Below are 26,685 nucleotides of genomic sequence, written 5' to 3'. Positions count from 1 at the left end.
GCCGCCGCTTGCGCGGCTCCACGTTTCCGGAGAGAAAGCCGGAACGCTGCTGCACGGAGCCGCGATGCCATCGAAGAGTGCCGGGATCATCGCCTATCGGAGGCGCCGCAAGCTCGAGGTTCTCCTCGTTCATCCCGGGGGGCCGTTCTGGCGCAACAAGGATCTCGGCGCATGGTCGATCCCCAAGGGGGAATATGCGGACGAAGAAGATGCTGATATCGCCGCGCGGCGCGAATTCGCCGAGGAGCTTGGGCTCGATCTGTCCGGGCCGCTGACGGCGCTTGGTCAGGTCAAGCAGCGCGGCGGCAAGCTCGTCACCGCCTTCGCGGTCGAGCTCGATCTCGACGTGAGCTGCGTTCGCAGCAATACGTTCGAGATGGAATGGCCGCCACGAAGCGGCCAACGGCAGACCTTCCCGGAGGTCGATCGTGCCGAATGGTTCACGCTCGAAGCTGCGCGGGAGAAGATCAACGCAGGCCAACGCCCGCTGCTCGACCGGCTGGCGCAGCTGGCGGGTGGCGAGTAAGAGCCTCACTCCGCCTTGATGTTCGCTGCCGCCACGACCTCGGCAAGGTCTTTCGTCTCCTTCGCGATCTTGGCGGCGTAGTCGGCCGGGCTGAGCACGCTGACGACGCCTTGCGAGCCGAGCTTCTCCGCGATTGCGGGATCCTTGGCCGCCGCGACGATTTCCCGGTGCAGCGTCTCGAGGATCGGCGCCGGCGTCGATTTCGGCATGAAGAAGCCGACCCAGAACGAGATGTCGAAGCCGGGATAGCCCGCTTCCGCGACGGTCGGCACGTCGGGCAGCGACGGCAGCCGCTCGGCCGACGACACCGCGAGCGCGCGCAGCTTGCCGGCCTTGACCAGCGGCACGGCGGAGAGCGGATCGAACACCGCCAGCACCTCCTGCGCGAGAATGCCGACCTCGGCGGCCGAACCGCCGCGATAGGGCACGTGGATCAGCTTGATGCCGGCCTTCTGGCTGAGCAGCTCCATGGCGAGATGGGCAAGGTTGCCGTTGCCGCCCGAGCCGTAGGCCAGCGCACCGGGCGCGGCCTTCGCCGCCGCAACGAGATCGGCGACGGTCTTGATATCGGCCGTCTTGGGATTCTCCGGATTGACCACCAGCACCAGCGGCGCCGACACGACAGTGGTGAGCGGCGCGAAGTCCTTTTCCGGGTCGTAGCGGATATCCCTGAACAGCGTCCTGTTCAGCGTGATGGTGGAGGAGTTGCAGGCGAGCATGTTGTAGCCATCCGCATCGGCACGCGCGACCCCTTCGGCCGCGATCATGCCGTTGGCGCCGGCACGGTTCTCGACCACGAAGGGCTGTCCGAGCTTGCTACCGAGGCGATCGCCGACGATGCGCGCGACGTCGACCGGACCGCCCGCGCTGAAGCCGACCATGACCTTGACCGGCCGCACCGGATATTTCTGCGCCATGACTTCGGTGGGCAGCACAGCGGCGCACAATCCGGCGATGACGGCCAGCAGGCGGACGGTTCGTTGCATCGGTTCTCTCCCCAGATCTCACCAGCGCCGCTTGTGCAGCCTTGTTGGCGTGACGCATTGGAGGATCATGAATAGCGGTCGCGCCGGATTGCGCAATCGCGTTCGCCCGCCTTCATTCCGCAGCACGGCAGGTCCGCACCTCCTTCAAACAAAAAATGCGAAAACAACCCCATGCACAGTAGACCGCACCAGTCGAAACAACGACTTACGGCAGGGCCGCTAGCTTCGGATCAGGCTTCGGATCGCACGAAATCGTAATTGACTCGTCGGGCAAAACAGGGGCATCCTGGCATCATCGCGATCCGCGTGAGCATCGGCCTCCACGACCATGTGGGTCTCGCTTCGGTCGCGCACAAGCCCTGCATCGACATCTAACAACGCAACCGCCGCACAGCAGCTGCGCGCACCGGTTTCGCATCAGCGGAGCCTGCTGGCACGTGCCGTGGGCCCAAAGGATCTCTCGACATGACGACAGCCCTGACACGCAATAGCACGATGCCCGTCGCCCGGTATGGCGGCAACCGGCCGAGCCCGCGGATCAAGCTCGGCCGAAAAGACATCGTGATCCAGCATCCGGACGCCGACACCGGCGAACGGTTGATGAGCGAGGCGCTTGGCGCCGTCGATCGCGACGCCCTGCACGGCTTCCTCAAGCAATTGATGAAAGCCAGCGTGATCCTGCAGAAGCCCGACGAGGACAATCTCGCCTTCATGATCTCGATGGTGAAGGGCATCGCGCCCAGGGATTCGCTCGAGGCCATGCTGGCGGCGCAGATGGTGTCCGTTCACGTCGCCACGATGCGCTCCGCATCCCGCCTCGCCTTCACCGAGGGCCTCTCGCAGGAAGGGATTTCGCGCACATTGACCCGGCTGGCCCGCACCTTCGCGGCGCAGATGGAAGCGCTCAACCGCCACCGCGGCAACGGCGAGCGTCCGATCACCGTGCAAAATCTGTCGGTGCAGGACGGCGGCAGCGCAATCGTGGGGAATGTCGCGCAGCACGCGCACCTCACCGTGGGCGAGCCGGGCACCGCGGCAGGCGCCGGACTGGTCCCGTCCGACGAAACCGGCGACTACCAGCACGACCGGACCGAAATGTTGCAGGGCGCCACCGCATGAGCGCCGATCGGGTCCGCAACACGCGCGCGATGGCGGCGAGCCCGCGCTGCGGCGCCAGCACGCGCGGCGACCTCGCCTGCCGCGCGCCGGCCGTGCGCGGCAAGCTGCGCTGCCGCATGCACGGCGGCGCCGAGCGATCGGGGGCACCCAGAGGCAACCGCAATGCGCGCAAGCACGGCGCCTTCACGCCGGAGCGGATCGCGGAGCGACGGGCGATCCGGGATCTGCTCGATGATGCGGAGGAGCTTTTGAGGGAGCTGGACTCGAACTAAGGGAATTGGGTCATTTCAGCAGTTAAGCGTCGATAACACCGGCTTCACCAGCCGAAAGGCTAGTGCGGCGCGTTCGTTGGATTGGCGGCAGAAATTTGCAGCCCTGCCTCCTCCAGCGCCTGGGTAATCTGCTTCGCCAGCAGCTTGGCCTCTTCGGTCCCGATCTGGGCGTCGGGATGTCCTTTGAAGAACGCGCAAATAGTCGTGGCGATGATGGTGTTCACCTGGTGCAGATCATCCATTTGGTACACACCGAATTGCCGACTGCTTCACCCGGACGGGGTGCGCGTCGGCCCGCAGAGAACGATCAGCGCAAGCCAAAGAATGACAAAATGGCCGCGATCACGACGATTAGCCCTATGAGGTAGATCAGGCCGTTCATCTCAGTTCTCCTTTGGATGGGATGATTGAATCTATCCGGGGATCGTGTCCACCCTTCGCGCTGCACTGCTCAACCAGCTCAAGCTTTTCGAGCTGAACTTCCTTCTCTATGGCCGTCAGAGAGTTGCCGATCTTATCGACGATCCTGATCAGATCGGCATTGGAGATCTTGAGGTGCTTGCGAACGGACTTGACCTGCTTCGCGTTCGCAAGATCAAGCGTTGTGCGAATGACCCGTGGCGGTCTTGAACGCAGCATCAGAAGGTCTCCTCATCAAGGTAAGAGCGATGACGTCGCATTGTTCCGATTTTTCCCGATCCGCGCGGCCTGGCGGACAAGCGAAACGGCGACGATCGCCGTCACCATCGACAGGGCCATCCGCGCCGGCCGAGGACGACGCCGACCGTGTCGGAAGCCGGGGGTGCGCAAGCAGAAGTTGATCATCCCGGCTGCCTCTCGGCCTTTACAGTGCAGGCCAGTTGCGCACGGATTGCCGGCTGAAACCACAATCCGGAATGAGGGGGGCGCGCTGCCGCCATTGGCGCTCCCCTCACCATCATGTAAGCCATCCAAAACCTCCTCGGGATCGAACGCTCATGGCCACCACCGACGACGCGGGCACCGGCACCCGCGTGCTGATCCTCGCACTCGTCGCGCTCGCCTGCGGCCACATGCTCTCGACCCTGCTGCGCACGATTCCGGCCGTCAGCCTCGATCTGATGGCGGCGGATTTCCATCTCGAGCCGCAGGCGCTGGCGAGCCTGACCTCGATCTATCCTTTCGCGTTTGCCGCGGCGCAGATCCCGGTCGGGGCGGCAATGGATCGCTTCGGCGTGCGACCGGTATCGCTGAGCCTGCTCGCGGGGACCGTGCTCGGCGCGGTGGCGTCGGGGTTTGCCACTGGCCCTGCGAGCTTCGCGGTCGGGCAGTTCATGCTGGGGGTCGCCACCTCGGGCATGCTGATGTGCCCGATGACGCTGGCGGCGAAGCAATTGTCTGCGGCGCGGTTCGGGTTGTGGTCGGGCGCGATCCTCTCGATCGGCAATATCGGCATGCTGCTGTCGGCGAGCCCGCTCGCCCTCGTGGTCGACACTTGGGGCTGGCGCGCCGGGTTCTGGATGTCTGCGCTCGGCGGCGTCGCGGTCGCGCTCGCCGTGTTCGCGCTGGTGCCGCATCAGCCGGCCGAGCACAAGGACGAGTCCTCGCCGCTGTCGCAGATGATCGAAGTGCTCAGGCTCGGCCTCTCGCGGCCCTTGCGCGGCCTGATCGCGCTGGCGCTGGTATCGCTGGCGAGCTCGCTGGTGCTGCGCGGCTTGTGGGGCGGGCCGTGGCTGATGGACGTCAAGGGATTGTCGCGGGTCGAGGCCGGCAACCAGCTCGGCGCGTTCACGCTGGCCATGATCATAGGTCCGCTTGTCATCGGCGTGATCGACCGCCGGCTCGGCCGGCGTCGCGCGCTGGTGGCGGGCTCGCACATGGCCGGAGCGCTGCTGCTGGGGCTGATGGCGCTCGGGGCGCCGAATTATGCGGTCTCCGTGCTATCAGGCCTGCCCGTGATGCCGCCGCAATACGACCTCGTGCTGTTCGTGCTGATTGGGCTTGCGACCTCCGCCCAGCCATTGCTGTTCGGCATGTCGCGGCAGCTCGTCGATGCGCAAGTGGCGGGCAAGGCGCTGGCGGCGATCAACCTCGCCTTCTTCCTCGGCGCGGCGCTGATGCAGTCGATGACGGGCGCGGTGGCGGCGCTCGCCGGACTCCCGGCCGTGCTGCTGTTCATGGCTGCCATGCTGGCACTCGGCGTGCTGATCTTCTTGGCTTACACTGCAACAAGTTCGTAGGATGGCTGGAGCTCTTCGCGAGCCCATCATCCTCGCGTCCTATGAGATCGCTCGCCAAAGGAACCATTCATGCCTGTCGACACCAAAGCCGCCACCGACCGTCTCATGCGCTTTCTCGCTGTGGAGGGCGTCACCGGACAGGAGGCGGCGATCGGGCGCGAGCTCATGGCCGCGCTGAAGGAGAGCGGCGTGCCGGCGAAGGCGATCCGGCTCGATGATGCCAACACCCGCATTCCCGTGCCGACCGAGACCGGCAACCTCATCGTCGACCTGCCCGGCCGCGGCGCGCTGCACAACCAGCCGCGCATCATGTTCATGACCCACATGGACACCGTACCGCTCTGCGCCGGCGCCCAGCCGAAGAAATCGGGACGCAAGATCGTCAACGAGGCCAAGACCGCGCTCGGCGGCGACAACCGCTGCGGCTGCGGCGTGCTGGTGACGCTGGCAGCCGAGCTCGAAAAGCAGAAGCTCGATCATCCGCCGATCACGCTGCTGTTCTGCGTGCGCGAGGAGAGCGGCCTCTACGGCGCCCGCCACGTCAAGCTGGACGAGCTCGGCTCTCCGGTGATGGCCTTCAACTATGACGGCGGCGCCGCCTCCAATGTCGTCATCGGCGCGGTCGGCGCCGACCGCTGGAGCGTCGAGATCTTCGGCCGCGCCTCGCATGCCGGCGTCGCACCGGAGCGCGGCATCTCTTCCACGATGATAATGGCGCTGGCGCTTGCCGACGTGAAGGCCGGCGGCTGGTTCGGCAAGGTGGTGAAGGGCAAGGGGCAAGACAAAAAGGAAGGCACCAGCAATGTCGGCCCCGTCACCGGCGGCGAAGGCCGCCCCGCGGGCGATGCCACCAACGTGGTCACCGATTACGTGCATGTGCGCGGCGAGAGCCGCAGCCATGACGGCAAGTTCTTCAAGGAGATTACCAAAGCCTACAAGGCCGCGTTCGAGAAGGCGGCCAAGAAGGTCACCAATGCACAAGGCAAGTCCGGCAAGGTCAAGTTCCAGGCCGAAACCGACTATTATCCGTTCCGCATGAAGGACAGCCAACCCGTCATCAAGCGCGCGGTCGAGGCCGTGACCGCGGTCGGCGGCACGCCGAACGTCCGCACCGCCAATGGCGGCCTCGATGCCAATTGGATGGTCCGTCACGGCATTCCGACCGTGACCTTCGGCGCAGGCCAGAACGAGGCGCACACGGTCGACGAATGGATCAATCTCGACGAATACGACCGTGCCTGCGCACTGGCCGTGCAACTCGCGACGATGCGGTGAGTTGGGTTTGTAGGGTGGGTTAGCCGCGCGACTGTGCGAAGCGCAGCTCGCGCGGCGTAACCCACCACTTCTGCCGCCGCGGAGATCAAAGAGGTGGGTTACGCCGCGCACATGCGCTTTGCGCATCTGCACGGCTAACCCACCCTAGGAAGAAAGAAGGGAGGCACCATGCCGCGCATCGCCAATATCGAGACCGGACTCTACCGGATCCCCCTCCCCGTCACGCTGTCGGATTCCACCCATGGCGAGATCACGGCGTTCGAGCTGATCACCTGCCGCATCCGCGATGCCGATGGTGCCGAAGGCGTCGGCTACACCTATACGGTGGGACGCAACGGCGGGGCGACGGCGGACATCCTCAAGCGCGAGATCCCGCCGCTGGTCGAGGGCCGCGAGGCCGACGACACCGAGGCGATCTGGCAGCAGGTCTGGTGGGCGCTGCACTATGGCGGCCGCGGCGGGCCGGTGGTGCTGGCGCTCTCCGCACTGGACATCGCGCTATGGGATTTGAAGGCGCGGCGCGCGAAGCTGCCGCTGTATCGATTGCTCGGCGGCTTCGACGCGCGGGTGCCGTGCTATGCCGGCGGCATTGACCTCGATCTCTCCGTGGATGAGCTGCTCGCGCAGACCGACGGCAACCTCGCCAAGGGCTTTCGCGCCATCAAGATGAAGGTCGGCAGGCCGGACCTGAAGGCCGACGTCGCGAAGGTGTCCGCGATGCGGCAGCATCTCGGCGACGGCTTTCCGCTGATGGCGGATGCCAACATGAAGTGGACGGTCGAGGAAGCAATTCGCGCGGCACGTGCTTTCGTTCCCTATGATCTCACCTGGCTCGAGGAGCCGATCATCCCCGACGACGTCGCCGGTCACGCGCGCATCATGCAGGCCGGCGGCGTGCCGATCGCGGCGGGCGAGAATCTGCGCTCGCTGTGGGAGTTCAAGAACTACATCGCATCCAGCGCGGTGTCCTATCCCGAGCCCGACGTCACCAATTGCGGCGGCGTTTCCGCCTTCATGAAGATCGCGCGGCTGGCGGAGGCTTTCAACCTGCCGGTCACCAGCCACGGCGCCCACGACATCACCGTGCATTTGCTCGCGGCCTGCCCGAACCGCTCCTATCTGGAGGCGCACGGCTTCGGGCTGGACAAATACATCGAACATCCGCTGGTGCTCGAGGACGGCAAGGCCTTGGCGCCGGACCGGCCCGGCCATGGCATCAGCTTCGACTGGCACGGGCTGGCGAAGCTGGTGGGGTAGAGAGATGCGACAACAAGCGAGGTGCGCCCCCTCTCCCGCTTGCGCTACTGGATTCACACATCACTCTGGTTATCCCGTGGGGGGAGCATGAGGTGGGCGCCGCGTTTCATGGCTTGGAACTCGAGCCAACCCTGAAGCATGACGACCGGACCCGGCTTGCCGTAATAGCCCCCCTTTTTCCAGGCGACGGTCGCCAAACCGTCCCAGTCCGAGCTCCATGCCATCCTCCTGTCCAGGATGGACACGGAATCAGACATCCTTTCGGTCTTCAACAACGATGTGTGAATGCCGTAGCCCGCTTGCGGGAGAGGGTTGGGGAGAGGGTGTCTCCGCAGTGAGACTCCCAATGACGAGCCAGCCCTCTCCCGGCCTCTCCCGCAAGCGGGAGAGGTGAAGGGGAGCACGCGGCGCCATTTGTCTGCACCAACGACTCATCGCTGCACACCGGACATTCCAAGGCGCCAGGTGCATCACCGCGATAATCCGTTATGGTGACGACAATCGACACCTTGCGAGAGAGCGTTGCCTTGACACCTGAGCTGCACCAGAAACTGACCGCGTGGCGCCGGCACCTTCATGCCCACCCGGAGCTGTCGCTCCAGGAAAAAGCCACCGCCGCCTTCGTGCAGGACAGGCTCACCGAGCTCGGCATTCCGTTCGAGGCCGGTATCGGCGGCCACGGCATCGTCGCGACCTTGACGCGTGGGCATGCGCAAAGCCGCGTCGGCTTGCGTGCCGACATGGACGCGCTGCCGATCACCGAGGACACCGGCCTGCCCTATGCGTCCAAGACGCCAGGCGTGATGCATGCCTGCGGCCATGACGGCCACACCGCCGCGCTGCTCGGCGCCGCCGCGCTGCTCGCCACGGATACCAGCTGGAGCGGCACGGTCGATCTCATCTTCCAGCCGGCGGAGGAAGGTTTTGGCGGCTCGCGCGCGATGGTCGCGGCCGGGCTGTTCGATCGCTTTCCGATGCAGCGCGTGTTCGGCTTCCACAATTGGCCCGGCCTTGCCGCCGGCACCATCGCCGTGCACGACGGCGTCGTCATGGCCTCCGGCGGACGCATCACCATCACCATCGAGGGCCATGCGGGCCACGCCGGCATGCCGCACCTGACGCGCGATCCGGTGATGGCGGCCGGCCATCTGATCGTGGCGATGCAATCGATCGTGGCGCGGGGCGTCGATCCGCTCGACACCGCCGTGCTGTCGCTCTCCACCATCGAAGGCGGCACCGCGCCGAACCAGATCGCCGGACGCGTCACCATCCGCGGAACGCTGCGCTACCACCGCGAAGCGGTCAAGGACGTCATCCTCGCCGGCATCGAACGCACCTGTGCCGGAATCGCGACCAGCTTCGGCGTCAAGGTCACGCCCGAGATCGTCTGGGGGGTGGGTGTGGTGGTCAACACGCCTGATGAGGCGGACCTCGCGCGCATCGCCGCGGAAAAAGTCCGGGCGCCGGTGCGGCGCGACCTCGCGCCCAGCATGGCAGGCGAGGATTTTGCCCATTATCTCCAGCAGCGGCCGGGCGCCTTCGTCTGGATCGGCAATGGCGAATTGCGGGACGGCGCCGAGCTGCACGGCCCGCGCTATGATTTCAACGACGCCATCCTGCCCGTGGCGTCGAGCTGGATGGCCGAGGTGGCCAAGGCGGCGCTGGCGTCGAACTGATCTACGCCGCCACGCCGACAGCAACATATCTTGCGGACGAACGTTGCCTCCAACAAGGCGCGGCCTCCCGCCGCGCTCAACGGATGGCAGATCGATGGCGCGCGTTCTGATCGGAACTTCGGGCTGGCATTACGATTCCTGGCGCGGCCCGTTCTTTCCGGAGGGCGTGACGCTGAAGCAGCAGCTCAGCTACTACGCCGGACAGTTCGACACCACGGAGCTGAACGGCGTGTTCTACCGCACGCCGACGCCCGAAGCGGTGAAGGGATGGCGCGAGCAGACCGGGCGGGATTTCGTCTTCGCCTGGAAGGCCTCGAAATTCATCACGCATTGGAAGCGCCTGTCGGAACGCTCCGTCAACAGCCTCGAGCTGCTGGAGGACCGCATTTCCAGGCTCGGCGGCAAGGCCGGCCCGATCCTGTTCCAGCTGCCGCCGCAATTCGAGGCGAACCCCGATCGCCTTGCCTGCTTCTTCAAGCTGCTGTCGCGGAAGCGGCGTTACAGCTTCGAATTCCGGCATCCGAGCTGGTATCAGCCGCGCATCCTGCGCATGCTGGCGGACGAGAACATCTCGCTCTGCCTGTCCGACCATCACGACGCGCCGGCGCCGTGGAAGCGCACGGCTGATTTCGTCTACGCGCGCGGGCATGGGCCGAGCGGGCGCTATCACGGCCACTATACTAAGGCCGCGCTGGCGCAATGGGCCAAGCGCATCAAGTCCTGGAAGCGGCAGGGCTGCGACGTCTATGTCTATTTCGACAATGACCAGAAGAGCGCCGCCCCCTCCGACGCATTGGCGCTGAAGCAGATGCTGTGACGCCCCAGTGCCTGCGCCAGGGCTCGGTTCACCTCTCCCGAAGGGAGAGGTCGGAGCGCATCGAAGATGCGATCCGGGTGAGGGGTCAAGGTGTCCCTGAGTGCCGCGCCCCCTCACCCGGATTGCTACGCCGCGCAATTGCGCGTCATAGCAATCCGACCCCTCCCCGTCGGGGAGAGGTGAAGCAGCACTGCCGAACCGAACGATATCCCGTTATATGATGCCGCCCTGCCGAAGCGCCGCGATTTCCGCGGCGTCATAGCCGAGCTCTTTGAGGACAAGATCGGTGTGCTCGCCGAGCGTCGGCGGGCGGCTTGCGATTTCGCCCGGCGTCTCCGACAGCCGGACCGCGGCCCGTGTCACCGGGGCCGGGCTCGGCAGGCCGGGATAGTCGACGTCCTGCATGAAGCCGGCGGCACGGATGTGCGGATGATCCAGCGCCTGTTGCGGCGAGAGCACGGGGCCGGTCGGAATCATGGCCTGGCCCAGCGTATCGACGGCCTCCTGCGTGGTGCGCTCGGCGCACCAGCGCGCCATCCGCTCGCTGATGATGCGGCCGTTGTTGCCGCGGCTGATATCGTCGGCAAAGCGCGGATCGTTCAGCCATACGTCCTCCTCGCCCATCAACCGCGCCCAGCGCTTGAACAGCGGATGGCCCGTGACCTGGCACAGCACCCAGCCGTCCCTGGTGCGGTAGATGTCGGCGGGCGCCGCGGTCTGGCCGAGATTGCCGGTCGGAACGCGATTGACGTTGATCAGCGCCTGCTCGATCAGCGTCGCATTGGTGAAGGACAAAGCGGTTGCGAGCAGCGCGCCCTCCACGATTTGTCCGCGCCCGGACTTGCCGCGCTCGATCAGGGCGGCGAGCGTGCCGAACGCGCAATGCAGCGCGGTGCCGAAATCGACCCAGTTCACCGCGGCGCGGTACGGCGGATCACCTGCGCCCGTCATGTACACCGATCCGGACATCACCTGCCCGACACCGTCGAAGCCGACGCGGTCGGACCAGGGGCCGGGTCCGCCGAACGCGGTCGCCGTGGTCAGGATGATGTCGGGCTTGATCGCCTTCAGGGACTCGTAGTCCAGCTTCATCGCGCGCAAGGTCTGCGGCGGCAGATTGGCGACGACGACGTCTGCGGTCGCCACCAGGCGGCGCATCACCTCCTGCCCTTCCGGCTTCATCGGATCGAGCGTGACGCACTTCTTGTTGCGGTTGACCTGGAGAAACAGCGCGCCTTCGCCGTTTTCGCCGACCGGCGCCACGAAGCGATCCTCGCTGCCGTCGCGCTTCTCGACGCGAATGACCTCGGCGCCGAATTCGGCCAACAGCGTCGCGCAATAGGGCCCGGCGATATAGCGCCCGAAATCGAGCACACGCACGCCCTCCAAGACTCCTCCCATCGATCCCTTCCCTGTTGTTTGTTGCAGATTACAGGGAAAGGCTGCCGGGGCAAGCTGGGAAGCGGAATGCACATGCGGCTTTCGTCATCGCATCGCGAACAGCTCCTGATGAAACCGCAGTTCGACAGGAAATCCGTGCGCACGGAAGTCTCGCCTGAGCGCCTCCCCGAAAGCCGTCGGACCGCAAAACCAGATGCTCGCCTCGCGCCATTGCGGGACGGCTTCGCGAATGCGGTCGCCGGTCAAGCGGCCATCACGGGCGTCGATGAGAACGTGGAGACGAACATTCGCCGAGCGTGCATCTGCGGCAAGCTTGCCAAGCGCTTCCTCATCCACATCGGCGGTGGTGTGAAAGAGGTCGACCGCCTGCGCGACGGCGCAACCGGGAACATCCTTCATGGCCGCCTGTTTCATGCGGGCAACGAAGGGTGTGATGCCGATACCGCCGCCGATCCAGATCTGATGCGAGCAATCGTCGTCGAAGGTGAAGCAGCCATAGGGCCCTTCCACCTTCACCTCCTGCCCGACACGGAGCTTGTCCCGCAGCCGGCTGGTGTGGTCGCCAAGTTCCTTGGTGATGAAGATGATCCTGGGGTCTGCAGCGTTCCAGCCGGAGGCGATCGTGTAGGGATGTGCGCCTTCGGAGACGTCGGACGTGGCAAATGCGAACTGGCCCGGCCTATGCCCCGGCCAGCCATGGGGCACCTCGATTTCGGTCTCGATGGTCCTGACCCCGGGATAATATTTGAGCGAGGTGATCCTGCCCTGGACCTGGCGTTGGGCGCCAATACGTCGCAACAGCGCAACGATCGCCGCCCATGTTCCGACGGCAAGCAGCGCCGCGACGATCCAGCCGAGCGGCGACATCCAGTAGCTGAACTTGATCAACGTGACCGCATGAAAGACCAGGACCAGATATGCGACGGCGAGGAGCCGATGCGTCTTGTAGAAGAGCCGATAGGGAAACATTTGGATGAGCGCCAAAGCAATCAGCACTACGGTGCCGTAGAAGGCCCATTCGCCCAGCCCCTCCGCCGCTCCATGCAGGCCGTTGGAAAAAGCCTCGATGGGATTGTCGATGGCGGGCCTTGGTCCACGCTGCGGTCGGGTCAGCAACCCCCAACCGACCGCCCATTTCGGACCATTGGCCCAGAGCCAATGGACAACCGCCGTCACGAGGGCCGCGATCCCGAACCATTTGTGCAAGCGGTACATCTTGTCGAGACCGCCGAGCCACGGCTCCGGCCAACGCGGCCGCAGCGCGAGAATCATCGCCATGCTCATGCAACCGATGGCAAGGACGCCACTCAACTGGACCATCCTCTCGCGCAGCGAGAAGAAGCGGCCCGGGCCAAATGGCTGGGGCTCGGCAACGAGCCACAGCAGGACGAGCCCCACCAGAGTGCCCCAAAATGCGCGCTTGAGCTTCTGCATGTCTCCTCACGAGTGCCCAGCTTGAGCCAATCGCGCTGCGTTGCATTGAGCTGACTCAAAGCTCGCTGCATTGGCCGACGACGATCTGGCGCCTGGCTCCCGGCGCATCCTGCGTCGTGGGGCCGCAGCTCGTTCAGCTCGCGACTTTGCTCCAGCACAAACTGCCGCCCGTCGCGAATCCCCATCTGGATGCAAGAAGCTCTCCGGAGGAAATCCATGATGAACCCGACCAAATCGTTCGCGCTGACCGCCCTCGCACTGTGTCTTGCTCTCGGACAGCCTGCCCTCGCCGCCGGGCCACACGCGCTCGAAGGACCAACCGCGACCGCCCGGCCGCAGCTCGACCACGGCAAGAAGTGGCCGACCGACGATGTCCTGCGCCGCGGCATGAACGACATCGGCCTCGCGATGAGGCAATCCCTGGCGCCCATTCACGGCAACGTGTTTACGCCTGCGCAATATGAGGCTCTGGCCGCGCGAATCCAGGCGCAAGTCGATGACGTCGTGGCAAACTGCAAGCTGCCCGAGCAGGCAGATCAGCAGCTCCATCTCGTTCTCGAGCAGATCATCGACGGTGCAGCCAAGATGAAGAGCGGCACCGGCCGCGATCAGGGAGCCGTGAAGATCGTGCGGGCGCTCGCTCAATACGGCCGGTATTTCGACCACGCCGGCTGGCGACCGCTGGAACACTGAGGTCGACTGCCGCCTATGCCGCCACGGCCTCGTAGATATCCTCCTCCTGGGCCGTGTGCATGCGCACCAGCGTTTCGATCGCCTCGATCACGCGCTGGGCGTCTCGAATGAGGTAGCGGTCGACCTTCTCCGACGGCAGATCCTCCGCGATCCGGGCGAGCAGCCGCGCCAGATGCAAGATCTCGCGATGCGCACGGCTCATGGCAGCGAGTCCGTGGCGGTCGCGCAGCACCTCCGTCAGCTTCGGATAGACGCTGTCTTCGTCCTCGCGTTCGTGCAGCACGACGCTGCCCTGCACCAGCCGGTGGGCTTCATCAATCAGGGCGGCGGCAGCTTCGGGCACCGCATCGTCCAGCGCATCGACGATGTGGCGCAAGCGGTCGAGATCCCTCAGCAGGGCCTGATGATCGTGATGCAACGTCAGCCCCTGCTCCGCCGTGAGACGCGGTCCACCCCTGACCAGGGGTGGATTGAGCGCTCGCAGCGCGTTCAGAATGACGGCGACATCGATCACCTCCTGAACGATCGCGGCGGGCACGGGAGCTAACCAGCCGAGGCTCGCGGCGGCCATTGCCACCAACGACAATCCCATCCCGACGAAGATGCTTTGCAGGGCAATGCGCCGCGCACGCTGCGCGATGATGATCGCTTCGCCGACCCGATCCAGCCGGTCCGTCAGAATCACCACATCCGCCGCCTCCGAGGAGGCGCTGGCCCCGCGCGCGCCGAGCGCGACCCCGGTGTCGGCCGCGGCCAGCGCGGGGGCGTCATTGATGCCGTCGCCGACCATGATGGTCGGATGCAGCCGCTGCTCGCTCCGCACCGCTTCGACCTTGTCCGCGGGAACGCGATCGGCCAGCACGGCGTCGAGATCGAGCGCCGCCCCGATGGCCTGCGCCGCGGCGGCGCGATCACCGGTGACCATCACCATGCGCGCGATGCCGGCATCGCGCAGCAGCCTGATCGCCCGCGGCGTATCGGCACGCAGTTCGTCCGCAAGCAGCAACGCGCCGACGAGGCGGCCGTCCACCGCGACAAACACGATCAGCGCCGAGCGCCACGAGGCACGACGAATCGCCCGCGACTCCCATGGCGAGAGCTCGGCACGGGAGAGAAGCATCTCCCGCGAGCCCGCCGCCACATGCCGTCCATCGATCTGGCCGCTGAGGCCGGACCCCATGGTCTCCTTGACGTGCTCCGGCGGCTTCAGCTCGAGCCCTTGGGCGAGGGCCGCGGCGACAACCGCCTTCGCCAGCACGTGATGCGAAGCCTGTTCGAGCGAGGCCCCGAGCGCGAGCACCTCAGCCGGATCCTCGCCCGGCGCAACCTCCACGGACAGCAGCCGCGCCCCACCCACGGTCAGGGTCCCGGTCTTGTCGAACAGCACCGTGTGCGCACGGGCGAGCGCCTCCAGCGCCCTTCCGCCCTTGACCAGGATACCGCGGCGGGCCGCTCGCGCCACCCCGGCGATGAAGGCGACGGGCCAGGATCAGGGGGCAAGGCGTCGCCGCCACCAGCACGGCAAGACTGCGGGTCACGTCACCGGAGATGCGCCATGCCACGAAGGCGACGACGAGCGTTACCGGCAGAAAGATCAGCGCACATTGATCGGCCAGCCGCACAAAGGGCGCCCTTGCCGTTTGCGCCGCAGTCACCATGCGCACGATGCCCGCGTAGGTGCTCTCGCTGGCCGGCGCGGTCACGGTCAGCTGGAAGGTCTCACCCGCATTCAGAGAACCGGAAAGAACGGCGCTTCCGCGCGTCTTCTCCGCCGGAATCGGCTCGCCGGTAACGGCGGACTCGTCGATCGCTGCGAAGGCCGACGCAACGACCCCGTCGACCGGCACGATCTCGCCGGCCTTGACCAGCAGCTCCTCGCCGACCGCCACGTCGTCGACCGGAACATCCTCGATCCGCTCGCCGGACTTGCGATGGACCTGACGCGGCGCCCGATCGACCAGGGACCTGAGATCATGCTCGGCCCGTGCGACCGCGATCTCCTCCAGCACGTTGCCGCCGGAATACATCAGCGCGACCACGGCGCCTGCGAGCGGCTGTCCGAGCGCCAGCGCCGCACTCATCGACAGCAGCGCGATCGCGTCCACGCCGAGGCGGCCTCGCAGCAGATCCTGGACGATCGAGACCGCCAACCCCGCGATCACGGGCGCCGTGCCGAGCGCCCAGGCGACATCGGCTAGATCAGGCCGGCCGATGGTTCGCGCGACAATTCCGGCAGTCAACCCCGCGATGGCGATCGCAACCAGAACCCATCGCAGCACCCGATCAAACGACATGGCCTGGCGCGCCCGCCCTTCGGTTCGGCTCAATGCTGTGGCGCGACGGCGCTCTTGCTCCTGTGCATGAACGTCATCATCTCCTCAAGCGTGAGCTTGCCGTCCTTGTCGCGATCCATTGCCTTGAAAATTCGCTCGTGAGCGACCTGAAACTCCGGCAAGGCGATGTTTCCGTCGCCGTCGGCATCCATCAGCGCGAAGATGACGCGGAAGACGACCGGCGGCTCCGCGGCGTCACCGCCTGCCGTGCCATGCCCCTTCATGCCTTGTCCCATCATGCCGCGCTTCATCATTCCCATCATGTCTCCACCGCGCGTCGAGCTTTGCCGCTCGGCGGAGGATGGGCTTGCAGGAGAGCCCGACTGCGGCGACGCTGGCGCCTGGTCCTGTCCTGATTGATGGCTCTGATGGTCCGCCGGCGATTGCGCCAGAGCTGGCTGGCCCAGGATGGCGAACAGCAATCCTGCAGCAACGGTTCGGCCTATCATGGACGTCCTCCGACCCTTGGTGTGAACCTGGGAGGATGTCGAACTTCGCCGAGTTCATCTTGAGCCAGATCAAGAAGGAGGCTGGTGCTCCAGCTTGCGCCCGTGGCTTTTCGACGTGAAATGACCTTGGCGCCGAATCCGGCCGGCGAGATCGCACGACCGGAACCCGGCGCTGCCGGCGGCTTCGTACGACCTCTTGCGTCGATGCGGCCGGTGTCTCCGCGAGCTAGCCATCCCTGCGGGCGCAGCCGATCGCCTCGGTCAGCACCTTGCGGTCGCCGATGTGATTGGCGAGCAGCAGGATCAGCCGGACGTTCATGCGCAGCGCCTGCTCCTCGTCGAGGTCGCGCTGGCTGTTGATCAACTCGGCATAGAAATCGTCGGGATCAGCGATGTTCGGCGACAAATTGAGCATCATGCCGCAAGCTCCGTCCGGTCGGCGGTGTCGTGGCCGGCGGCGCGCAGCACCGCCTGTGTGATCCTGGCCTCGTCGAATCCGCTCCAGCGCGCGGCGACATATTGATCGGGGCGGAACAGATAGGTGGTCCCGGGCGCAGCGCCGTAACGCTCCGCAAGAACACCTGTGGGATCCTCGATGTCGCGGCCCACGAGAATGAGCTTCGCCGTGAACGGCCCGACCGCGATCTCGGTCTTGTCGCTCACCTCGCCGAAGGCCACGACCGTGAAGCCGTCGCCGAGACAATGCAGGAACCAACCCGGCTTGCCGTCCACCGCGATCGGCGCATCCGCCGCATTCGTGCCGGGCCGCATGCCTCCCGGCACCGCGTCCTGGTCCGGCGTGTTGAGCGCCGACGTCAAATAGGGGGTCGGGGTCGAGAGCCGGCCACTGTTCACAAGCGGCCGGGCAAAGCCGTGATGCCGGGCGAGCTCCAGCACCGCGTCACGGAAATAGCGGCTCGGTTTGGTCTTCGGGGTGATGAAGTCGGTGGCCCGCGTCGAGTTCAGGATGTTGTCGTCCGCGGCATAGGCCCGCTCCTCGTGATAGCTGTCGAGCAGCGCTTCCGAGGCTTCGCCGCGCAGCACCATCGCGAGCTTCCAGGCGAGATTGTCAATGTCCTGCACGCCGGTGTTGGCGCCGCGCGCGCCGAACGGGGAGACCTGATGCGCGGCATCGCCGGCGAACAGCACCCTGCCTTGCCGGAAATTGTCGATGCGCCGGCAGGCGAACTGATAGATCGAGACCCATTCGAGCGTGAACTCGGCGTCCTCGCCGAGCATGGCGCGAATGCGCGGGATCACCCGCTCGGGCCGCTTTTCCTCATCGGGATTGGCCTCCCAGCCGAGCTGGAAGTCGATGCGCCAGATGTTGTCGGCCTGCCGGTGCAGCAGCACGGACTGGCCGGGGTGGAACGGCGGGTCGAACCAGAACCAGCGCTCGGTCGGAAAATCCGCCTTCATGGCGACGTCGGCGATCAGGAAGCGGTCCTGGAAGAACTGCCCGGTGAACTCGGCGCCCACCATCTTGCGCACGTCGGAATTGGCGCCGTCACAAGCGATCACCCATTGCGCCTCCATGGTGAAGATGCCGTCGGGCGTTTCCACCGCCAGGGTCGCGTGGTCGGCGGCCTGCTTGAGGCTGATGAGGCGGTGCTTCCAGCGCAGCTCGATCAGCGGATTGGCCCTGCATTGGGCGACCAGCATCTCCTCCAGATGATATTGCTGCAGGTTGATCATGGCCGGCCATTGGTGGTCGGCCTCGGGCAGCAGATTGAACTGGTAGGACAGCTCGTCCCGGAAGAACACCTTCCCGACATTCCAGCTGACGCCGCGCTCGACCATCGGCGCCGCGCAACCGAGGCGGTCCCATATCTCGAGCGGCCGCTTGGCGTAGCAGACCGCGCGCGAGCCGATCGAGACGGTATCGTTGTCGTCGAGCACCACGATCGGCTGACCGCGTGCCGCGCAATCGAGCGCCGCGGTCAGGCCGATGGGACCTGCGCCGATCACCACGATCGGATGCCGCTTCACGAGTCCCTCGGCCTGCTCCTGGGACCGGCGATAGCCGAACTTCGGATAGATGTAGCTCATGTTCGCTTCCTGATGCACGGGCCCGGGATCAATGCGCGTCCGCGAATTCCTTCTCATGCATCCAGGCGGTGTGGCGCGGTGGACGCTTGGTGCGCGACCATTCCTCGACCATCTCGTGGGCGACCGACTTCATGCGGTCGATCTGCTCGGGCGTCGCGGTCCAGGCCGCGATCTCCAGGCGATGACCGCTGGGATCGCGGAAATAGATCGACTTGAAGATGGTGTGGTCGGTGACGCCGACGACGTCGAGGCCGGCGGCCTCCGCGCGCGCCTTGGCCTCCTCGAGCTCGGCGAGATCCTTGACCTGGAAGGCGATGTGCTGGGTCCAGTCCGGCGTATTGGGATCGCGGCCCATCGGCGGCGAGTTCGGCAGCTCGAAGAAGGCGAGGATGTTGCCGTTCCCGGCATCGAGGAAGATGTGCATGTAGGGATCCGGCGCCTTGGTCGACGGCACCCGGTCCTCGGCAATGGCGCCGAGAAGATCCATGTTCATGACCTTCTTGTAGAACTCGACGGTGGCCTTGGCGTCGACGCAGCGATAGGCGACGTGATGGATCTTCTCGATTTTCATGATGTCTCGCTCCCTGGATTTGCCGTTGCGAAATTGGTATCAGATGTTACTATTTTTTGGATTTGATCTGGATCAACCGGCTCGGAAGAATCCGGCGGGTGGAGCTGCGGCGCGGACATGGTGTGATGGGACGTTCGGGGACGGCGCGCGGCCGGGAGGCGACCGAGCACATGACGGCGCAGGAGGGTAGCCAGCTCGACCTACAGCAATATTTTCCGTACCGGCTGGCGCGCCTCGCCGAACAGGTGTCGCTGGCGGTTGCCGAGGTCTATTCCGAGCGCTTTGAACTGACGCGGCAGGAATGGCGGGTGCTTGCGATCCTCGGCCTCCGGGCGGAAATCGCGACCAAGGAGATCGGTCCGCTGACGACGCTCGACAAGATGCAGGTCAGCCGCGCCGTCCAGGGCCTTCAGTCGCGCGGCATCGCGAGCCGCAAGCATCATCCGGACGATCGGCGCGAGCTGATCGTCGCGCTGACCCCGGCCGGCCGCGCGCTCTATCGCAAGATCGTGCCTTTCGCACTGGCGCGGGAGACCGAGCTGCTCGGCGTGATGACCGCCGAGGAGGTGAAGGTGCTCGACCGGGTAATGCACAAGCTATCGGCAGCGTTGAGCTAGCCGGTCCTTTGGACAACGTCATGATCAGCGCCCGGCCGCAATCCTGCGCGGAAAAGCGCGATGGACATGATGCCTTGCGCACTGCGACCAAACGTCAAAGGCACGCAGCCTCAGACTTGAAGTCGTCGCCGCCCATCCTAATTCAGACGTTGCCGGGCCGCGTGTTCGGCGAAACGAAACTCATACAGAGGATGGAAGAGCCCGCGCTCGCGGGCGCGCATTCGAGGGAAGTCACATGAGAAAGCTTGCTCTTGCAATCGCCGCGGCAGCAACGCTCCTCATCGGAACGGTTGCGCCGGCTTCGGCTCATTGGCGGGGCCACCACCATCATCATTGGGGTGGCCCGGGCATCGGTCCGGCCGTCGCGCTCGGCCTGTTCACGGGAGCATTGGCCGCCGCGACCGCCCCGCCGGTCTACTACGCGCCGGTCTACGGGCCGCCGGGGTACTATTATGGACCCCGGTACTATCGGACTGTGCGCTATTATCCACCCGCCTACCCCTATTGGTACGCCTGGTGACGGGACAAGGCCCGGCTCCGGCCGGGCCTTGTCGGCGCGTGTCCCTTGGTGCGGGACACCGGGAACGGAAGACAGAAGGAAAAGTTCTGTCGATACGACGCAGGTCCGGACGCGTCCCGGGCCCTGATCGCGCGCGCTGCATGCGCCTCGACGCGACCCGGCAGCGCAACAACATCGGATCTGCTCTCGCATGAACAAGAATGTCCGCTTCAATCTCGGATATGCCGTTGCCGCAATCTTCGCGGTGTTCTTGATCCAGCATCTCATCTCCACGGCCAGTCAGATCGCCGTGATCCCCTACAGCGAATATCAGCAATTGCTGCGCCAGGGGAAGGTCGACACTGTCGGCATTTCCGACCGGACCCTACAGGGCACGTTGAAGGAGCCGCTCGCCGGCGGACAGAAGCAATTCGTCACCACGCGGGTCGACCAGGACGTCGCGCAGGAGTTGGAGAAACACAACGTCCGCTTCACCGGACAGATCGAGAGCACGTTCCTGCGTGACCTCCTCTCCTGGGTCATGCCCGTGCTGCTGTTCTCCGGTCTGTGGTGGTACATCGGCCGCCGCATGGCGGAAGGCGGCGGCATCGGCGGCGGGCTGATGGCGATCGGCAAAAGCAAGGCCAAGGTCTATGTCGAGTCCAACACCGGCGTCACCTTTGCCGACGTCGCAGGCGTCGACGAAGCCAAGGACGAGCTTCGCGAGGTGGTCGATTTCCTGAGGAATCCCACCGATTATGGCCGACTTGGCGGCCGCATGCCGAAAGGCGTGCTGCTGGTGGGTCCGCCGGGCACAGGCAAGACCCTGCTGGCCAAGGCCGTCGCGGGCGAAGCCAGAGTGCCGTTCTTCTCGATCTCCGGTTCGGAGTTCGTCGAGATGTTCGTCGGCGTCGGCGCGGCGCGGGTGCGGGACCTGTTCAAGCAGGCGCACGAAAAGGCGCCGGCCATCATCTTCATCGACGAGCTCGACGCGCTTGGCCGCGCCCGCGGCATCGGCGCCTTCGCCGGCGGCCACGACGAGAAGGAGCAGACGCTCAACCAGCTGCTGGTCGAGCTCGACGGCTTCGACTCCCGCTCCGGACTCGTCATCCTCGCCGCCACCAACAGGCCCGAGATCCTCGATCCCGCCCTGCTCCGCGCCGGCCGCTTCGACCGGCAGGTGCTGGTCGACCGCCCCGACAAGAAGGGCCGCATCGAGATCCTCAAGGTCCACATGAAGAAGGTGCGCCTCGCCGAGCAGGTCGAGGCCGAGACGGTCGCAGCCCTGACGCCCGGCTTTACCGGCGCGGACCTTGCCAATCTCGTCAACGAAGCCGCGCTTCTGGCGACCCGCCGCGGGGCCGACGCGGTGAGCATGAGCGACTTCAACAATGCGGTCGAGCGCATGGTCGCAGGCCTCGAGAAGCGCAACCGCCTGCTCAATGCCAAAGAGCGCGAGATCGTGGCCTATCACGAGATGGGACACGCTTTGGTGGCGCTCTCGCTGCCCGGGACCGACCCCGTGCACAAGGTGTCGATCATTCCGCGCGGCGTGGGCGCGCTCGGCTACACCATCCAGCGGCCGATCGAGGACCGCTTCCTGATGACGAAGGAGGAGTTGGAGAACAAGATGGCGGTGCTGCTCGGCGGCCGCGCGGCCGAGCTGATCGTGTTCGGGCATTTGTCGACCGGGGCGGCCGACGACCTGCGCCGGGTGACCGACATCGCGCGCAGCATGGTGACGCGTTACGGCATGTCCGAGAAGCTCGGCAGTGTCGCCTATGAGCGTGATCCCGGCAACTTCCTTGCCGGCGCGGACCGCCCCTATCCCGGTCGCGAGCGCGACTATGCGGAACAGACCGCGGCTGCGGTCGACCAGGAAGTGAAGGCCATCGTCGACCAGGTCTTCCAGCGCACCCAGGGCATCCTGAAGACGCGGCGGCCGATCCTCGACCGCGCCGCAAAGAAGCTCCTGGAGAAGGAAACCCTGGAACAGAGCGATATCGATGCGCTGATCCAGGAAATGCCGAAGGACGGATTGCGGGCTATCTGAGCGTCGAGACGAGCGCGGGCATTCGACGCCTCATGCCCGAGACCAGCCTCTACACGGCCCGCTTCCGCCTGAGTTCCGCCGGAAGTTCGATCATCTTCCGGCTTGACGGCGAACCGTTCGAGATCATCGGCGAAGGCAAGTCTTCGCTGCGGGGCGCCTCCATTCCCATGCCCGGATCCCCATTCCTGGCGCGCCATTCGATGAAGAGGTGACCGGCGACCAACATCACGCCGGCGCAGAACAGCGCGAGGGCCGCGCTGACCAGATCACGATAATTGTCCATCCCTCAAACCATAGGTGCCGTCGGGCGCCCCCGGCTGCTCGCTGAGCACACGCAAACCGCCGGCTGCATGGACGAAGGTAGAATGAAGACGCCGCGGTTCAAGGGACGGTCTGAGCGCGCACCTCAGTGAAAATCGCCGCGGCATGCGATTACCCTGCCGCCTCGGCGGTCGTTCACACCGGAACATTCCGCTCATTGTCAAATTCTTAATGGCACCACCGGCCTGAGAGCGTCTGGGTGCCTGGCTGGGCTCAGCGGATCAGGCGATCGGTGGTTCTGACCAACTTGCTCTTTGGAGGATTTGGACATGAGAAGGACCTGTACCCAAACAGTGCGGCCTGCAGACGCGACGCGCTCGTTGCTTCAGGCAGCAGGCGCAGCGGCTCTGCGCAAGAATGGTGTCGAGGAGCAATGAGCGATGCTAGCGCTCTCGTCGCTTCCTGCGATCCATTCCGAACGCGGGCTGTCCCGCTACCTGAACGAGATCCATCGATTTCCGTTGCTCGAGGCTCCGGAGGAAATCGAATATGCACGCCGCCTGCGTGATTGCGGCGATCCCGAGGCGGCCTACCGCCTAGTAACCAGCCACCTGCGGCTGGCGGCGAAAATAGCGCTTCAACATCGGCGCTATGGGCTCGCCATCGCCGACCTCATCTCCGAAGCCAACGTCGGGCTGATGTTGGCCGTCAAGCGGTTCGATCCGGAGAAAGGCTTTCGGCTCGCAACTTATGCGAATTGGTGGATCAAGGCGGCCGTGCAGGAGTACATCCTTAGATCTTGGTCGCTCGTCAAGCTCGGCACCACCGCTGCGCAGAAGAAGCTGTTCTTCAACCTGCGCAAGCTGAAGAGCAGGCTCGGCGTCCCGGAGGATGGCGATTTGCGCACCGATCAGCTCAAGCAGATCGCGGGCTGCCTCAACGTGAGAGAGGGCGACGTGATCGAGATGGACGGCCGGCTGCGCGGCGACATCTCCCTGAACGTGCCGCTCAGCGCCGATACCGAGGGGGACGAGTGGCAGGATCGTCTCGTGGATCCCTCCCCCGATCCCGAAAGCCTGCTGCTGGAGGCGAGCGATCGTGAACGTGAGAAGAGCGCCCTCGCCGAAGCCCTTGCCGCACTGTCGCCCCGCGAGCACAGCATCATCAGGGCACGATATCTGGACGAGCCGCACAAGACGCTGGAGGACCTTGCCGGTCAGTTCGGCATCTCGCGCGAGCGTATCCGACAGATCGAGCAGCGCGCGCTGCAACGGATCAAGGCGAAGGTCTGCGCCCGCCTCACCGATCCGGGCTCTGCGGCCATCACCGTGGCCCGGTGAGAACCAGAACCGCTGATCGGCCGGAAGGCCGATCAGCACCCGGTGCAGATGTCAGGGACAATGCGCTCGGCCGAAAAGTCGGCGCTCTTGCGCTCGATGCGGCGCGGCTTCTCAGTGTCGGTGCGTGAGGCCGCACCGGAGCTGGTCGCGAGCTGCCGGGCGGGCGCGGCCGGGCTCCGAATCTCTCCGCGTGGAAAGTCCGTCTCCCTGGCCTGGAGTATATTTGCCATTCCCAACAAGGCGACGGCAACAACGATGCCTCTCATCTCTCGTCACCTCCTTTCGCTCGAGCATGCGAGCCGCTGCGGAGCCATGATGCATGAGCATATCGGATGACCGTCGCGTTCTTTCGACGGCCTCCGCAGACAGCGGCGCGGCGCGCGGCCGCTCCGACGCCTCAGCTCATGGCAGGCTGGGGCCGGCCATGATCGTGCGGGGTAGCGTCGAGACGGATACCCGATGGCCCAAGAACCGGCGACAGCAACGTATCCACCTTCATAGTGGCGTTGGCCCGCTCCCAATTCGACCACGGCATCGTGTCCAGGTATGGGATCGGCGGCAACCTCAACCGTTCGAAAGTGTCTGCTGCATTGGCTCCAGAGTCGGGACTCTCGGCGCCATGGGCCGCAACGGGCACGAGAGAGAGGCTGGCGGCAACGGCCAAGGCCGCGAGGTGCCGCGCCATTTGCGTGTTCTCCGCGCGAGCGGAGAGAGTGCGATGCTTGATCATCTCATTCTCCAATCGTTCGAAAACAGATCCAATGATCGTGACAACGCTCAGGAAAACGAGCCCGGCGGCACCGCCGGGCCCGTTCGTCTCAGAAGTCCATCGCCGGAGCGCTTGCCGCTTCCGTCTTCTTCGGCTTGTCAGCCACCAGCGCTTCGGTCGTAATGAGCAGCGAGGCCACCGAGGCCGCGTCCTGCAAGGCGGTACGCACCACCTTGGCAGGATCGATCACACCAGCCTGGACCATGTCCTGGTACTCGCCCGTTGCTGCGTTGAAGCCCCAGGTGTAGGTCTCGCTCTCGAGGAGCTTGCCGACGATGACGGAACCATCCTCGCCGGCATTCTGCACGATCTGCCGGGCGGGCACCTGAATCGCGCGCCGCACGATGTCGATGCCGGCCTTCTGGTCGGCATTGGCGGTCTTGACGCCATCCAGCGCCTTGAGGGCGCGCAGCAGCGCCACGCCGCCGCCGGGCAGGATGCCTTCCTCGACGGCAGCCCGCGTCGCGTGCAGGGCATCGTCCACGCGGTCCTTGCGCTCCTTGACCTCAACCTCGGTCGCGCCGCCGACCCGGATGACGGCGACGCCCCCTGCCAGCTTGGCCAGCCGCTCCTGGAGCTTCTCGCGGTCGTAATCCGAGGTGGTCTCCTCGATCTGAGCCCTGATCTGCTGGCTGCGCGCCTCGATGTCCTTCTTGGCGCCGGCCCCGTCGACGATCGTGGTGTTCTCCTTGTCGATCACGACCTTCTTGGCACGGCCCAGCATTTTCACTGTGACGTTTTCGAGCTTGATGCCGAGGTCTTCGGAGATCACCGTGCCGCCGGTGAGGATCGCAATGTCCTCCAGCATCGCCTTGCGGCGATCGCCAAAGCCGGGCGCCTTGACCGCGGCCACCTTCAGGCCGCCGCGCAGACGGTTGACGACCAGCGTCGCCAGCGCCTCGCCCTCGACCTCCTCGGCGATGATCAGGAGCGGCTTGCCGGATTGGACGACCTGTTCGAGCAGCGGCAGCATCGACTGCAGACCCGACAGTTTCTTCTCGTGGATCAGCACATAGGGGTCCTCGAGCTCGACCCGCATCTTCTCCGCATTGGTGACGAAATAGGGCGAGACATAGCCGCGGTCGAACTGCATGCCCTCGACCACCTCGAGCTCGGTGTGCAGGCTCTTGGCTTCTTCGACCGTGATCACACCCTCGTTGCCGACCTTCTGCATCGCTTCCGCCAGGAAGCGGCCGATCTCTGTATCGCCATTGGCGGAGATGGTGCCGACCTGGGCAATCTCGTCGTTGGAAGTGACCTTCTTGGCGTGGGACTTGAGATCGGTCACGATGGCCTCCACGGCGAGGTCGATGCCGCGCTTGAGGTCCATCGGGTTCATGCCGGCGGCCACCGCCTTGGCACCTTCCTTGACGATGGCCTGCGCCAGCACGGTCGCCGTGGTGGTGCCGTCTCCGGCGAGATCATTGGTCTTCGAAGCGACCTCGCGCACCATCTGGGCGCCCATGTTCTCGAACTTGTCCTCGAGCTCGATCTCCTTGGCGACGGTGACGCCATCCTTGGTGATGCGCGGCGCGCCGAACGATTTCTCGATGACGACGTTGCGTCCCTTGGGACCGAGCGTGACCTTCACCGCATTCGCCAGTGTGTCGACGCCCCGCAGCATGCGCTCGCGGGCCTCGGTCGCAAACTTCACGTCCTTGGCAGCCATGTTGCAAACTCCTTTCCGTTCGATGACTGTCAGTTACGCCGCCTTCTTCAGCGCGCCGGCCTGTTCGACCACGCCGAGAAGGTCGCTTTCCTTCATGATCAAGAGCTCCTCGCCCTCGATCTTGACCTCGGTGCCCGACCACTTTCCGAACAGCACCCGGTCGCCGGCCTTGACGTCGAGCGGCACGAGCTGGCCCTGCTCGTTACGCGCGCCCGGCCCCACGGCGATGATCTCGCCCTGCTGCGGCTTCTCCTTGGCGGTGTCGGGAATAATGATGCCGCCGGCGGTCTTCTGCGCGGCATCGATGCGGCGCACGAGCACACGGTCGTGCAACGGGCGGAAATGCATGCACATCCTCCTTGGGTAGGTTCAGCGATGTCCAAAATCCGGGTCCGGAACC

General features: G+C 65.4%; 26 protein-coding genes and 1 pseudogene. 14 read left to right on the top strand and 13 right to left on the bottom strand.

What is annotated here, in order from left to right; translation table 11 throughout:
• Positions 1–64 precede the first annotated feature (64 nt).
• Positions 65–526: an NUDIX domain-containing protein gene (locus DCM80_RS20880; protein WP_257193446.1), complete on the top strand. Its 462-nt coding sequence runs from the start codon at positions 65–67 to the stop codon at positions 524–526.
• A gap of 5 nt (positions 527–531) precedes the next feature.
• Here DCM80_RS20880 and DCM80_RS20875 read toward each other — a convergent pair whose 3' ends face one another.
• Positions 532–1,512 (bottom strand): tripartite tricarboxylate transporter substrate binding protein, encoded by a 981-nt coding sequence (locus DCM80_RS20875; RefSeq protein ID WP_257193445.1) that lies wholly within the window; start codon positions 1,510–1,512, stop codon positions 532–534.
• A gap of 465 nt (positions 1,513–1,977) precedes the next feature.
• On the opposite strand from DCM80_RS20875, the gene DCM80_RS20870 reads away from it, so the two are divergent.
• Together DCM80_RS20870 and DCM80_RS20865 are read left to right on the top strand one after the other, a co-directional pair.
• A complete protein-coding gene (locus DCM80_RS20870; protein ID WP_257193444.1) occupies positions 1,978–2,631 on the top strand; it encodes a hypothetical protein in 654 nt (217 codons plus the stop codon).
• The gene (locus tag DCM80_RS20865) at positions 2,628–2,903 is read left to right on the top strand and encodes an HGGxSTG domain-containing protein (RefSeq protein WP_257193443.1); all 276 of its coding nucleotides are present in this window, start codon (positions 2,628–2,630) and stop codon (positions 2,901–2,903) included. Before DCM80_RS20870 ends, DCM80_RS20865 begins: the two co-directional genes overlap by 4 nt.
• A 59-nt stretch (positions 2,904–2,962) precedes the next feature.
• Here the strand turns inward: DCM80_RS20865 and DCM80_RS20860 are convergent, their stop codons facing one another.
• On the bottom strand, positions 2,963–3,145 hold the full coding sequence (locus DCM80_RS20860) for a hypothetical protein (protein ID WP_257193442.1): 183 nt from the start codon (positions 3,143–3,145) through the stop codon (positions 2,963–2,965).
• Between the two features lie 136 nt (positions 3,146–3,281).
• On the bottom strand, positions 3,282–3,542 hold the full coding sequence (locus tag DCM80_RS20855; RefSeq protein WP_257193441.1) for a hypothetical protein: 261 nt from the start codon (positions 3,540–3,542) through the stop codon (positions 3,282–3,284).
• 338 nt (positions 3,543–3,880) lie between these two features.
• Between DCM80_RS20855 and DCM80_RS20850 the strand changes: the two genes are divergently transcribed.
• The 5 genes from DCM80_RS20850 (at position 3,881) to DCM80_RS20830 (ending at position 10,147) form a co-directional block, all read left to right on the top strand.
• Positions 3,881–5,122 carry an MFS transporter gene (locus DCM80_RS20850; protein ID WP_257193440.1) on the top strand — a complete coding sequence of 414 codons (1,242 nt, stop codon included), beginning with the start codon at positions 3,881–3,883 and terminating at the stop codon, positions 5,120–5,122.
• A gap of 69 nt (positions 5,123–5,191) precedes the next feature.
• Positions 5,192–6,397, top strand: a complete 1,206-nt coding sequence (locus DCM80_RS20845) for a M20/M25/M40 family metallo-hydrolase (RefSeq protein WP_257193439.1) — start codon at positions 5,192–5,194, stop codon at positions 6,395–6,397.
• A 168-nt stretch (positions 6,398–6,565) separates the two neighbouring features.
• Entirely contained in the window at positions 6,566–7,654 is a 1,089-nt protein-coding gene (locus DCM80_RS20840; RefSeq protein WP_257193438.1) for a mandelate racemase/muconate lactonizing enzyme family protein, read from the top strand.
• Between the two features lie 527 nt (positions 7,655–8,181).
• Positions 8,182–9,330 (top strand): amidohydrolase, encoded by a 1,149-nt coding sequence (locus tag DCM80_RS20835; protein ID WP_257193437.1) that lies wholly within the window; start codon positions 8,182–8,184, stop codon positions 9,328–9,330.
• A 94-nt stretch (positions 9,331–9,424) separates the two neighbouring features.
• Positions 9,425–10,147, top strand: a complete 723-nt coding sequence (locus DCM80_RS20830) for a DUF72 domain-containing protein (RefSeq protein WP_257193436.1) — start codon at positions 9,425–9,427, stop codon at positions 10,145–10,147.
• 213 nt (positions 10,148–10,360) lie between these two features.
• On the opposite strand, the gene DCM80_RS20825 is transcribed toward DCM80_RS20830, so the two are convergent.
• Together DCM80_RS20825 and DCM80_RS20820 are read right to left on the bottom strand one after the other, a co-directional pair.
• The gene (locus DCM80_RS20825; RefSeq protein ID WP_257193435.1) at positions 10,361–11,548 is read right to left on the bottom strand and encodes a CaiB/BaiF CoA-transferase family protein; all 1,188 of its coding nucleotides are present in this window, start codon (positions 11,546–11,548) and stop codon (positions 10,361–10,363) included.
• An 84-nt stretch (positions 11,549–11,632) separates the two neighbouring features.
• The gene (locus DCM80_RS20820; protein ID WP_257193434.1) at positions 11,633–12,982 is read right to left on the bottom strand and encodes a ferric reductase-like transmembrane domain-containing protein; all 1,350 of its coding nucleotides are present in this window, start codon (positions 12,980–12,982) and stop codon (positions 11,633–11,635) included.
• A gap of 216 nt (positions 12,983–13,198) precedes the next feature.
• Between DCM80_RS20820 and DCM80_RS20815 the strand changes: the two genes are divergently transcribed.
• Complete coding sequence (locus tag DCM80_RS20815) at positions 13,199–13,675, top strand: hypothetical protein (RefSeq protein WP_257193433.1); 477 nt, start codon at positions 13,199–13,201, stop codon at positions 13,673–13,675.
• A 13-nt stretch (positions 13,676–13,688) separates the two neighbouring features.
• Here the strand turns inward: DCM80_RS20815 and DCM80_RS20810 are convergent.
• The 5 genes and pseudogenes from DCM80_RS20810 to DCM80_RS20790 all read right to left on the bottom strand — a co-directional run bounded on the left by DCM80_RS20810 (position 13,689) and on the right by DCM80_RS20790 (position 19,077).
• A pseudogene (locus DCM80_RS20810) lies at positions 13,689–15,969 on the bottom strand (heavy metal translocating P-type ATPase).
• Between the two features lie 29 nt (positions 15,970–15,998).
• A complete protein-coding gene (locus DCM80_RS20805; protein ID WP_373569362.1) occupies positions 15,999–16,430 on the bottom strand; it encodes an EF-hand domain-containing protein in 432 nt (143 codons plus the stop codon).
• Positions 16,431–16,683: 253 nt separating this feature from the next.
• On the bottom strand, positions 16,684–16,875 hold the full coding sequence (locus tag DCM80_RS20800; protein ID WP_257193431.1) for a DUF2783 domain-containing protein: 192 nt from the start codon (positions 16,873–16,875) through the stop codon (positions 16,684–16,686).
• Complete coding sequence (locus DCM80_RS20795; RefSeq protein WP_257193430.1) at positions 16,872–18,506, bottom strand: FAD-dependent oxidoreductase; 1,635 nt, start codon at positions 18,504–18,506, stop codon at positions 16,872–16,874. The genes DCM80_RS20800 and DCM80_RS20795 overlap by 4 nt, the downstream gene beginning before the upstream one ends.
• Before the next feature lie 28 nt (positions 18,507–18,534).
• Positions 18,535–19,077, bottom strand: a complete 543-nt coding sequence (locus DCM80_RS20790) for a VOC family protein (RefSeq protein ID WP_057195783.1) — start codon at positions 19,075–19,077, stop codon at positions 18,535–18,537.
• Positions 19,078–19,202: 125 nt separating this feature from the next.
• Between DCM80_RS20790 and DCM80_RS20785 the strand changes: the two genes are divergently transcribed.
• The 5 genes from DCM80_RS20785 (at position 19,203) to rpoH (ending at position 23,847) form a co-directional block, all read left to right on the top strand.
• The gene (locus tag DCM80_RS20785; protein WP_257193429.1) at positions 19,203–19,694 is read left to right on the top strand and encodes a MarR family winged helix-turn-helix transcriptional regulator; all 492 of its coding nucleotides are present in this window, start codon (positions 19,203–19,205) and stop codon (positions 19,692–19,694) included.
• Between the two features lie 235 nt (positions 19,695–19,929).
• Positions 19,930–20,214, top strand: coding sequence for a hypothetical protein (locus DCM80_RS20780; RefSeq protein WP_257193428.1), 285 nt, complete (start codon positions 19,930–19,932; stop codon positions 20,212–20,214).
• Positions 20,215–20,404: 190 nt separating this feature from the next.
• Entirely contained in the window at positions 20,405–22,246 is a 1,842-nt protein-coding gene (gene ftsH, locus DCM80_RS20775; protein WP_257193427.1) for an ATP-dependent zinc metalloprotease FtsH, read from the top strand.
• A gap of 32 nt (positions 22,247–22,278) precedes the next feature.
• On the top strand, positions 22,279–22,458 hold the full coding sequence (locus DCM80_RS20770; protein ID WP_257193426.1) for a hypothetical protein: 180 nt from the start codon (positions 22,279–22,281) through the stop codon (positions 22,456–22,458).
• 489 nt (positions 22,459–22,947) lie between these two features.
• Entirely contained in the window at positions 22,948–23,847 is a 900-nt protein-coding gene (rpoH, locus tag DCM80_RS20765; RefSeq protein ID WP_257193425.1) for an RNA polymerase sigma factor RpoH, read from the top strand.
• A gap of 397 nt (positions 23,848–24,244) precedes the next feature.
• Here rpoH and DCM80_RS20760 read toward each other — a convergent pair whose 3' ends face one another.
• The 3 genes from DCM80_RS20760 to groES all read right to left on the bottom strand — a co-directional run bounded on the left by DCM80_RS20760 (position 24,245) and on the right by groES (position 26,633).
• Entirely contained in the window at positions 24,245–24,577 is a 333-nt protein-coding gene (locus tag DCM80_RS20760) for a hypothetical protein (protein WP_257193424.1), read from the bottom strand.
• A gap of 88 nt (positions 24,578–24,665) precedes the next feature.
• On the bottom strand, positions 24,666–26,285 hold the full coding sequence (gene groL, locus DCM80_RS20755; RefSeq protein WP_257193423.1) for a chaperonin GroEL: 1,620 nt from the start codon (positions 26,283–26,285) through the stop codon (positions 24,666–24,668).
• Positions 26,286–26,318: 33 nt separating this feature from the next.
• On the bottom strand, positions 26,319–26,633 hold the full coding sequence (gene groES / locus DCM80_RS20750; protein WP_257193422.1) for a co-chaperone GroES: 315 nt from the start codon (positions 26,631–26,633) through the stop codon (positions 26,319–26,321).
• Between the last annotated feature and the right edge of the window lie 52 nt (positions 26,634–26,685).

This window comes from Bradyrhizobium sp. WBOS08 (genome assembly GCF_024585125.1).
GTDB classification, from domain to species: Bacteria; Pseudomonadota; Alphaproteobacteria; order Rhizobiales; family Xanthobacteraceae; genus Bradyrhizobium; species Bradyrhizobium japonicum_B.
Note: the sequence above shows the minus strand (reverse complement) of the source record. Positions and strands in the feature narration are given on the sequence as shown.

Excerpts from the sequence above, each read along its gene's own strand:
- groES (WP_257193422.1), bottom strand. The coding sequence starts at position 26,633 with ATGCATTTCCGCCCGTTGCACGACCGTGTGCTCGTGCGCCGCATCGAT.
- DCM80_RS20845 (WP_257193439.1), top strand. The coding sequence starts at position 5,192 with ATGCCTGTCGACACCAAAGCCGCCACCGACCGTCTCATGCGCTTTCTC.
- DCM80_RS20780 (WP_257193428.1), top strand. The coding sequence starts at position 19,930 with ATGAGAAAGCTTGCTCTTGCAATCGCCGCGGCAGCAACGCTCCTCATC.
- rpoH (WP_257193425.1), top strand. The coding sequence starts at position 22,948 with ATGCTAGCGCTCTCGTCGCTTCCTGCGATCCATTCCGAACGCGGGCTG.
- DCM80_RS20865 (WP_257193443.1), top strand. The coding sequence starts at position 2,628 with ATGAGCGCCGATCGGGTCCGCAACACGCGCGCGATGGCGGCGAGCCCG.
- DCM80_RS20820 (WP_257193434.1), bottom strand. The coding sequence starts at position 12,982 with ATGCAGAAGCTCAAGCGCGCATTTTGGGGCACTCTGGTGGGGCTCGTC.
- DCM80_RS20860 (WP_257193442.1), bottom strand. The coding sequence starts at position 3,145 with ATGGATGATCTGCACCAGGTGAACACCATCATCGCCACGACTATTTGC.
- DCM80_RS20760 (WP_257193424.1), bottom strand. The coding sequence starts at position 24,577 with ATGATCAAGCATCGCACTCTCTCCGCTCGCGCGGAGAACACGCAAATG.
- DCM80_RS20795 (WP_257193430.1), bottom strand. The coding sequence starts at position 18,506 with ATGAGCTACATCTATCCGAAGTTCGGCTATCGCCGGTCCCAGGAGCAG.
- DCM80_RS20880 (WP_257193446.1), top strand. The coding sequence starts at position 65 with ATGCCATCGAAGAGTGCCGGGATCATCGCCTATCGGAGGCGCCGCAAG.
- DCM80_RS20870 (WP_257193444.1), top strand. The coding sequence starts at position 1,978 with ATGACGACAGCCCTGACACGCAATAGCACGATGCCCGTCGCCCGGTAT.
- DCM80_RS20855 (WP_257193441.1), bottom strand. The coding sequence starts at position 3,542 with ATGCTGCGTTCAAGACCGCCACGGGTCATTCGCACAACGCTTGATCTT.
- DCM80_RS20815 (WP_257193433.1), top strand. The coding sequence starts at position 13,199 with ATGATGAACCCGACCAAATCGTTCGCGCTGACCGCCCTCGCACTGTGT.
- DCM80_RS20830 (WP_257193436.1), top strand. The coding sequence starts at position 9,425 with ATGGCGCGCGTTCTGATCGGAACTTCGGGCTGGCATTACGATTCCTGG.
- DCM80_RS20790 (WP_057195783.1), bottom strand. The coding sequence starts at position 19,077 with ATGAAAATCGAGAAGATCCATCACGTCGCCTATCGCTGCGTCGACGCC.
- DCM80_RS20800 (WP_257193431.1), bottom strand. The coding sequence starts at position 16,875 with ATGATGCTCAATTTGTCGCCGAACATCGCTGATCCCGACGATTTCTAT.
- groL (WP_257193423.1), bottom strand. The coding sequence starts at position 26,285 with ATGGCTGCCAAGGACGTGAAGTTTGCGACCGAGGCCCGCGAGCGCATG.
- DCM80_RS20825 (WP_257193435.1), bottom strand. The coding sequence starts at position 11,548 with ATGGGAGGAGTCTTGGAGGGCGTGCGTGTGCTCGATTTCGGGCGCTAT.
- DCM80_RS20785 (WP_257193429.1), top strand. The coding sequence starts at position 19,203 with ATGGGACGTTCGGGGACGGCGCGCGGCCGGGAGGCGACCGAGCACATG.
- DCM80_RS20770 (WP_257193426.1), top strand. The coding sequence starts at position 22,279 with ATGCCCGAGACCAGCCTCTACACGGCCCGCTTCCGCCTGAGTTCCGCC.
- DCM80_RS20840 (WP_257193438.1), top strand. The coding sequence starts at position 6,566 with ATGCCGCGCATCGCCAATATCGAGACCGGACTCTACCGGATCCCCCTC.
- ftsH (WP_257193427.1), top strand. The coding sequence starts at position 20,405 with ATGAACAAGAATGTCCGCTTCAATCTCGGATATGCCGTTGCCGCAATC.
- DCM80_RS20875 (WP_257193445.1), bottom strand. The coding sequence starts at position 1,512 with ATGCAACGAACCGTCCGCCTGCTGGCCGTCATCGCCGGATTGTGCGCC.
- DCM80_RS20850 (WP_257193440.1), top strand. The coding sequence starts at position 3,881 with ATGGCCACCACCGACGACGCGGGCACCGGCACCCGCGTGCTGATCCTC.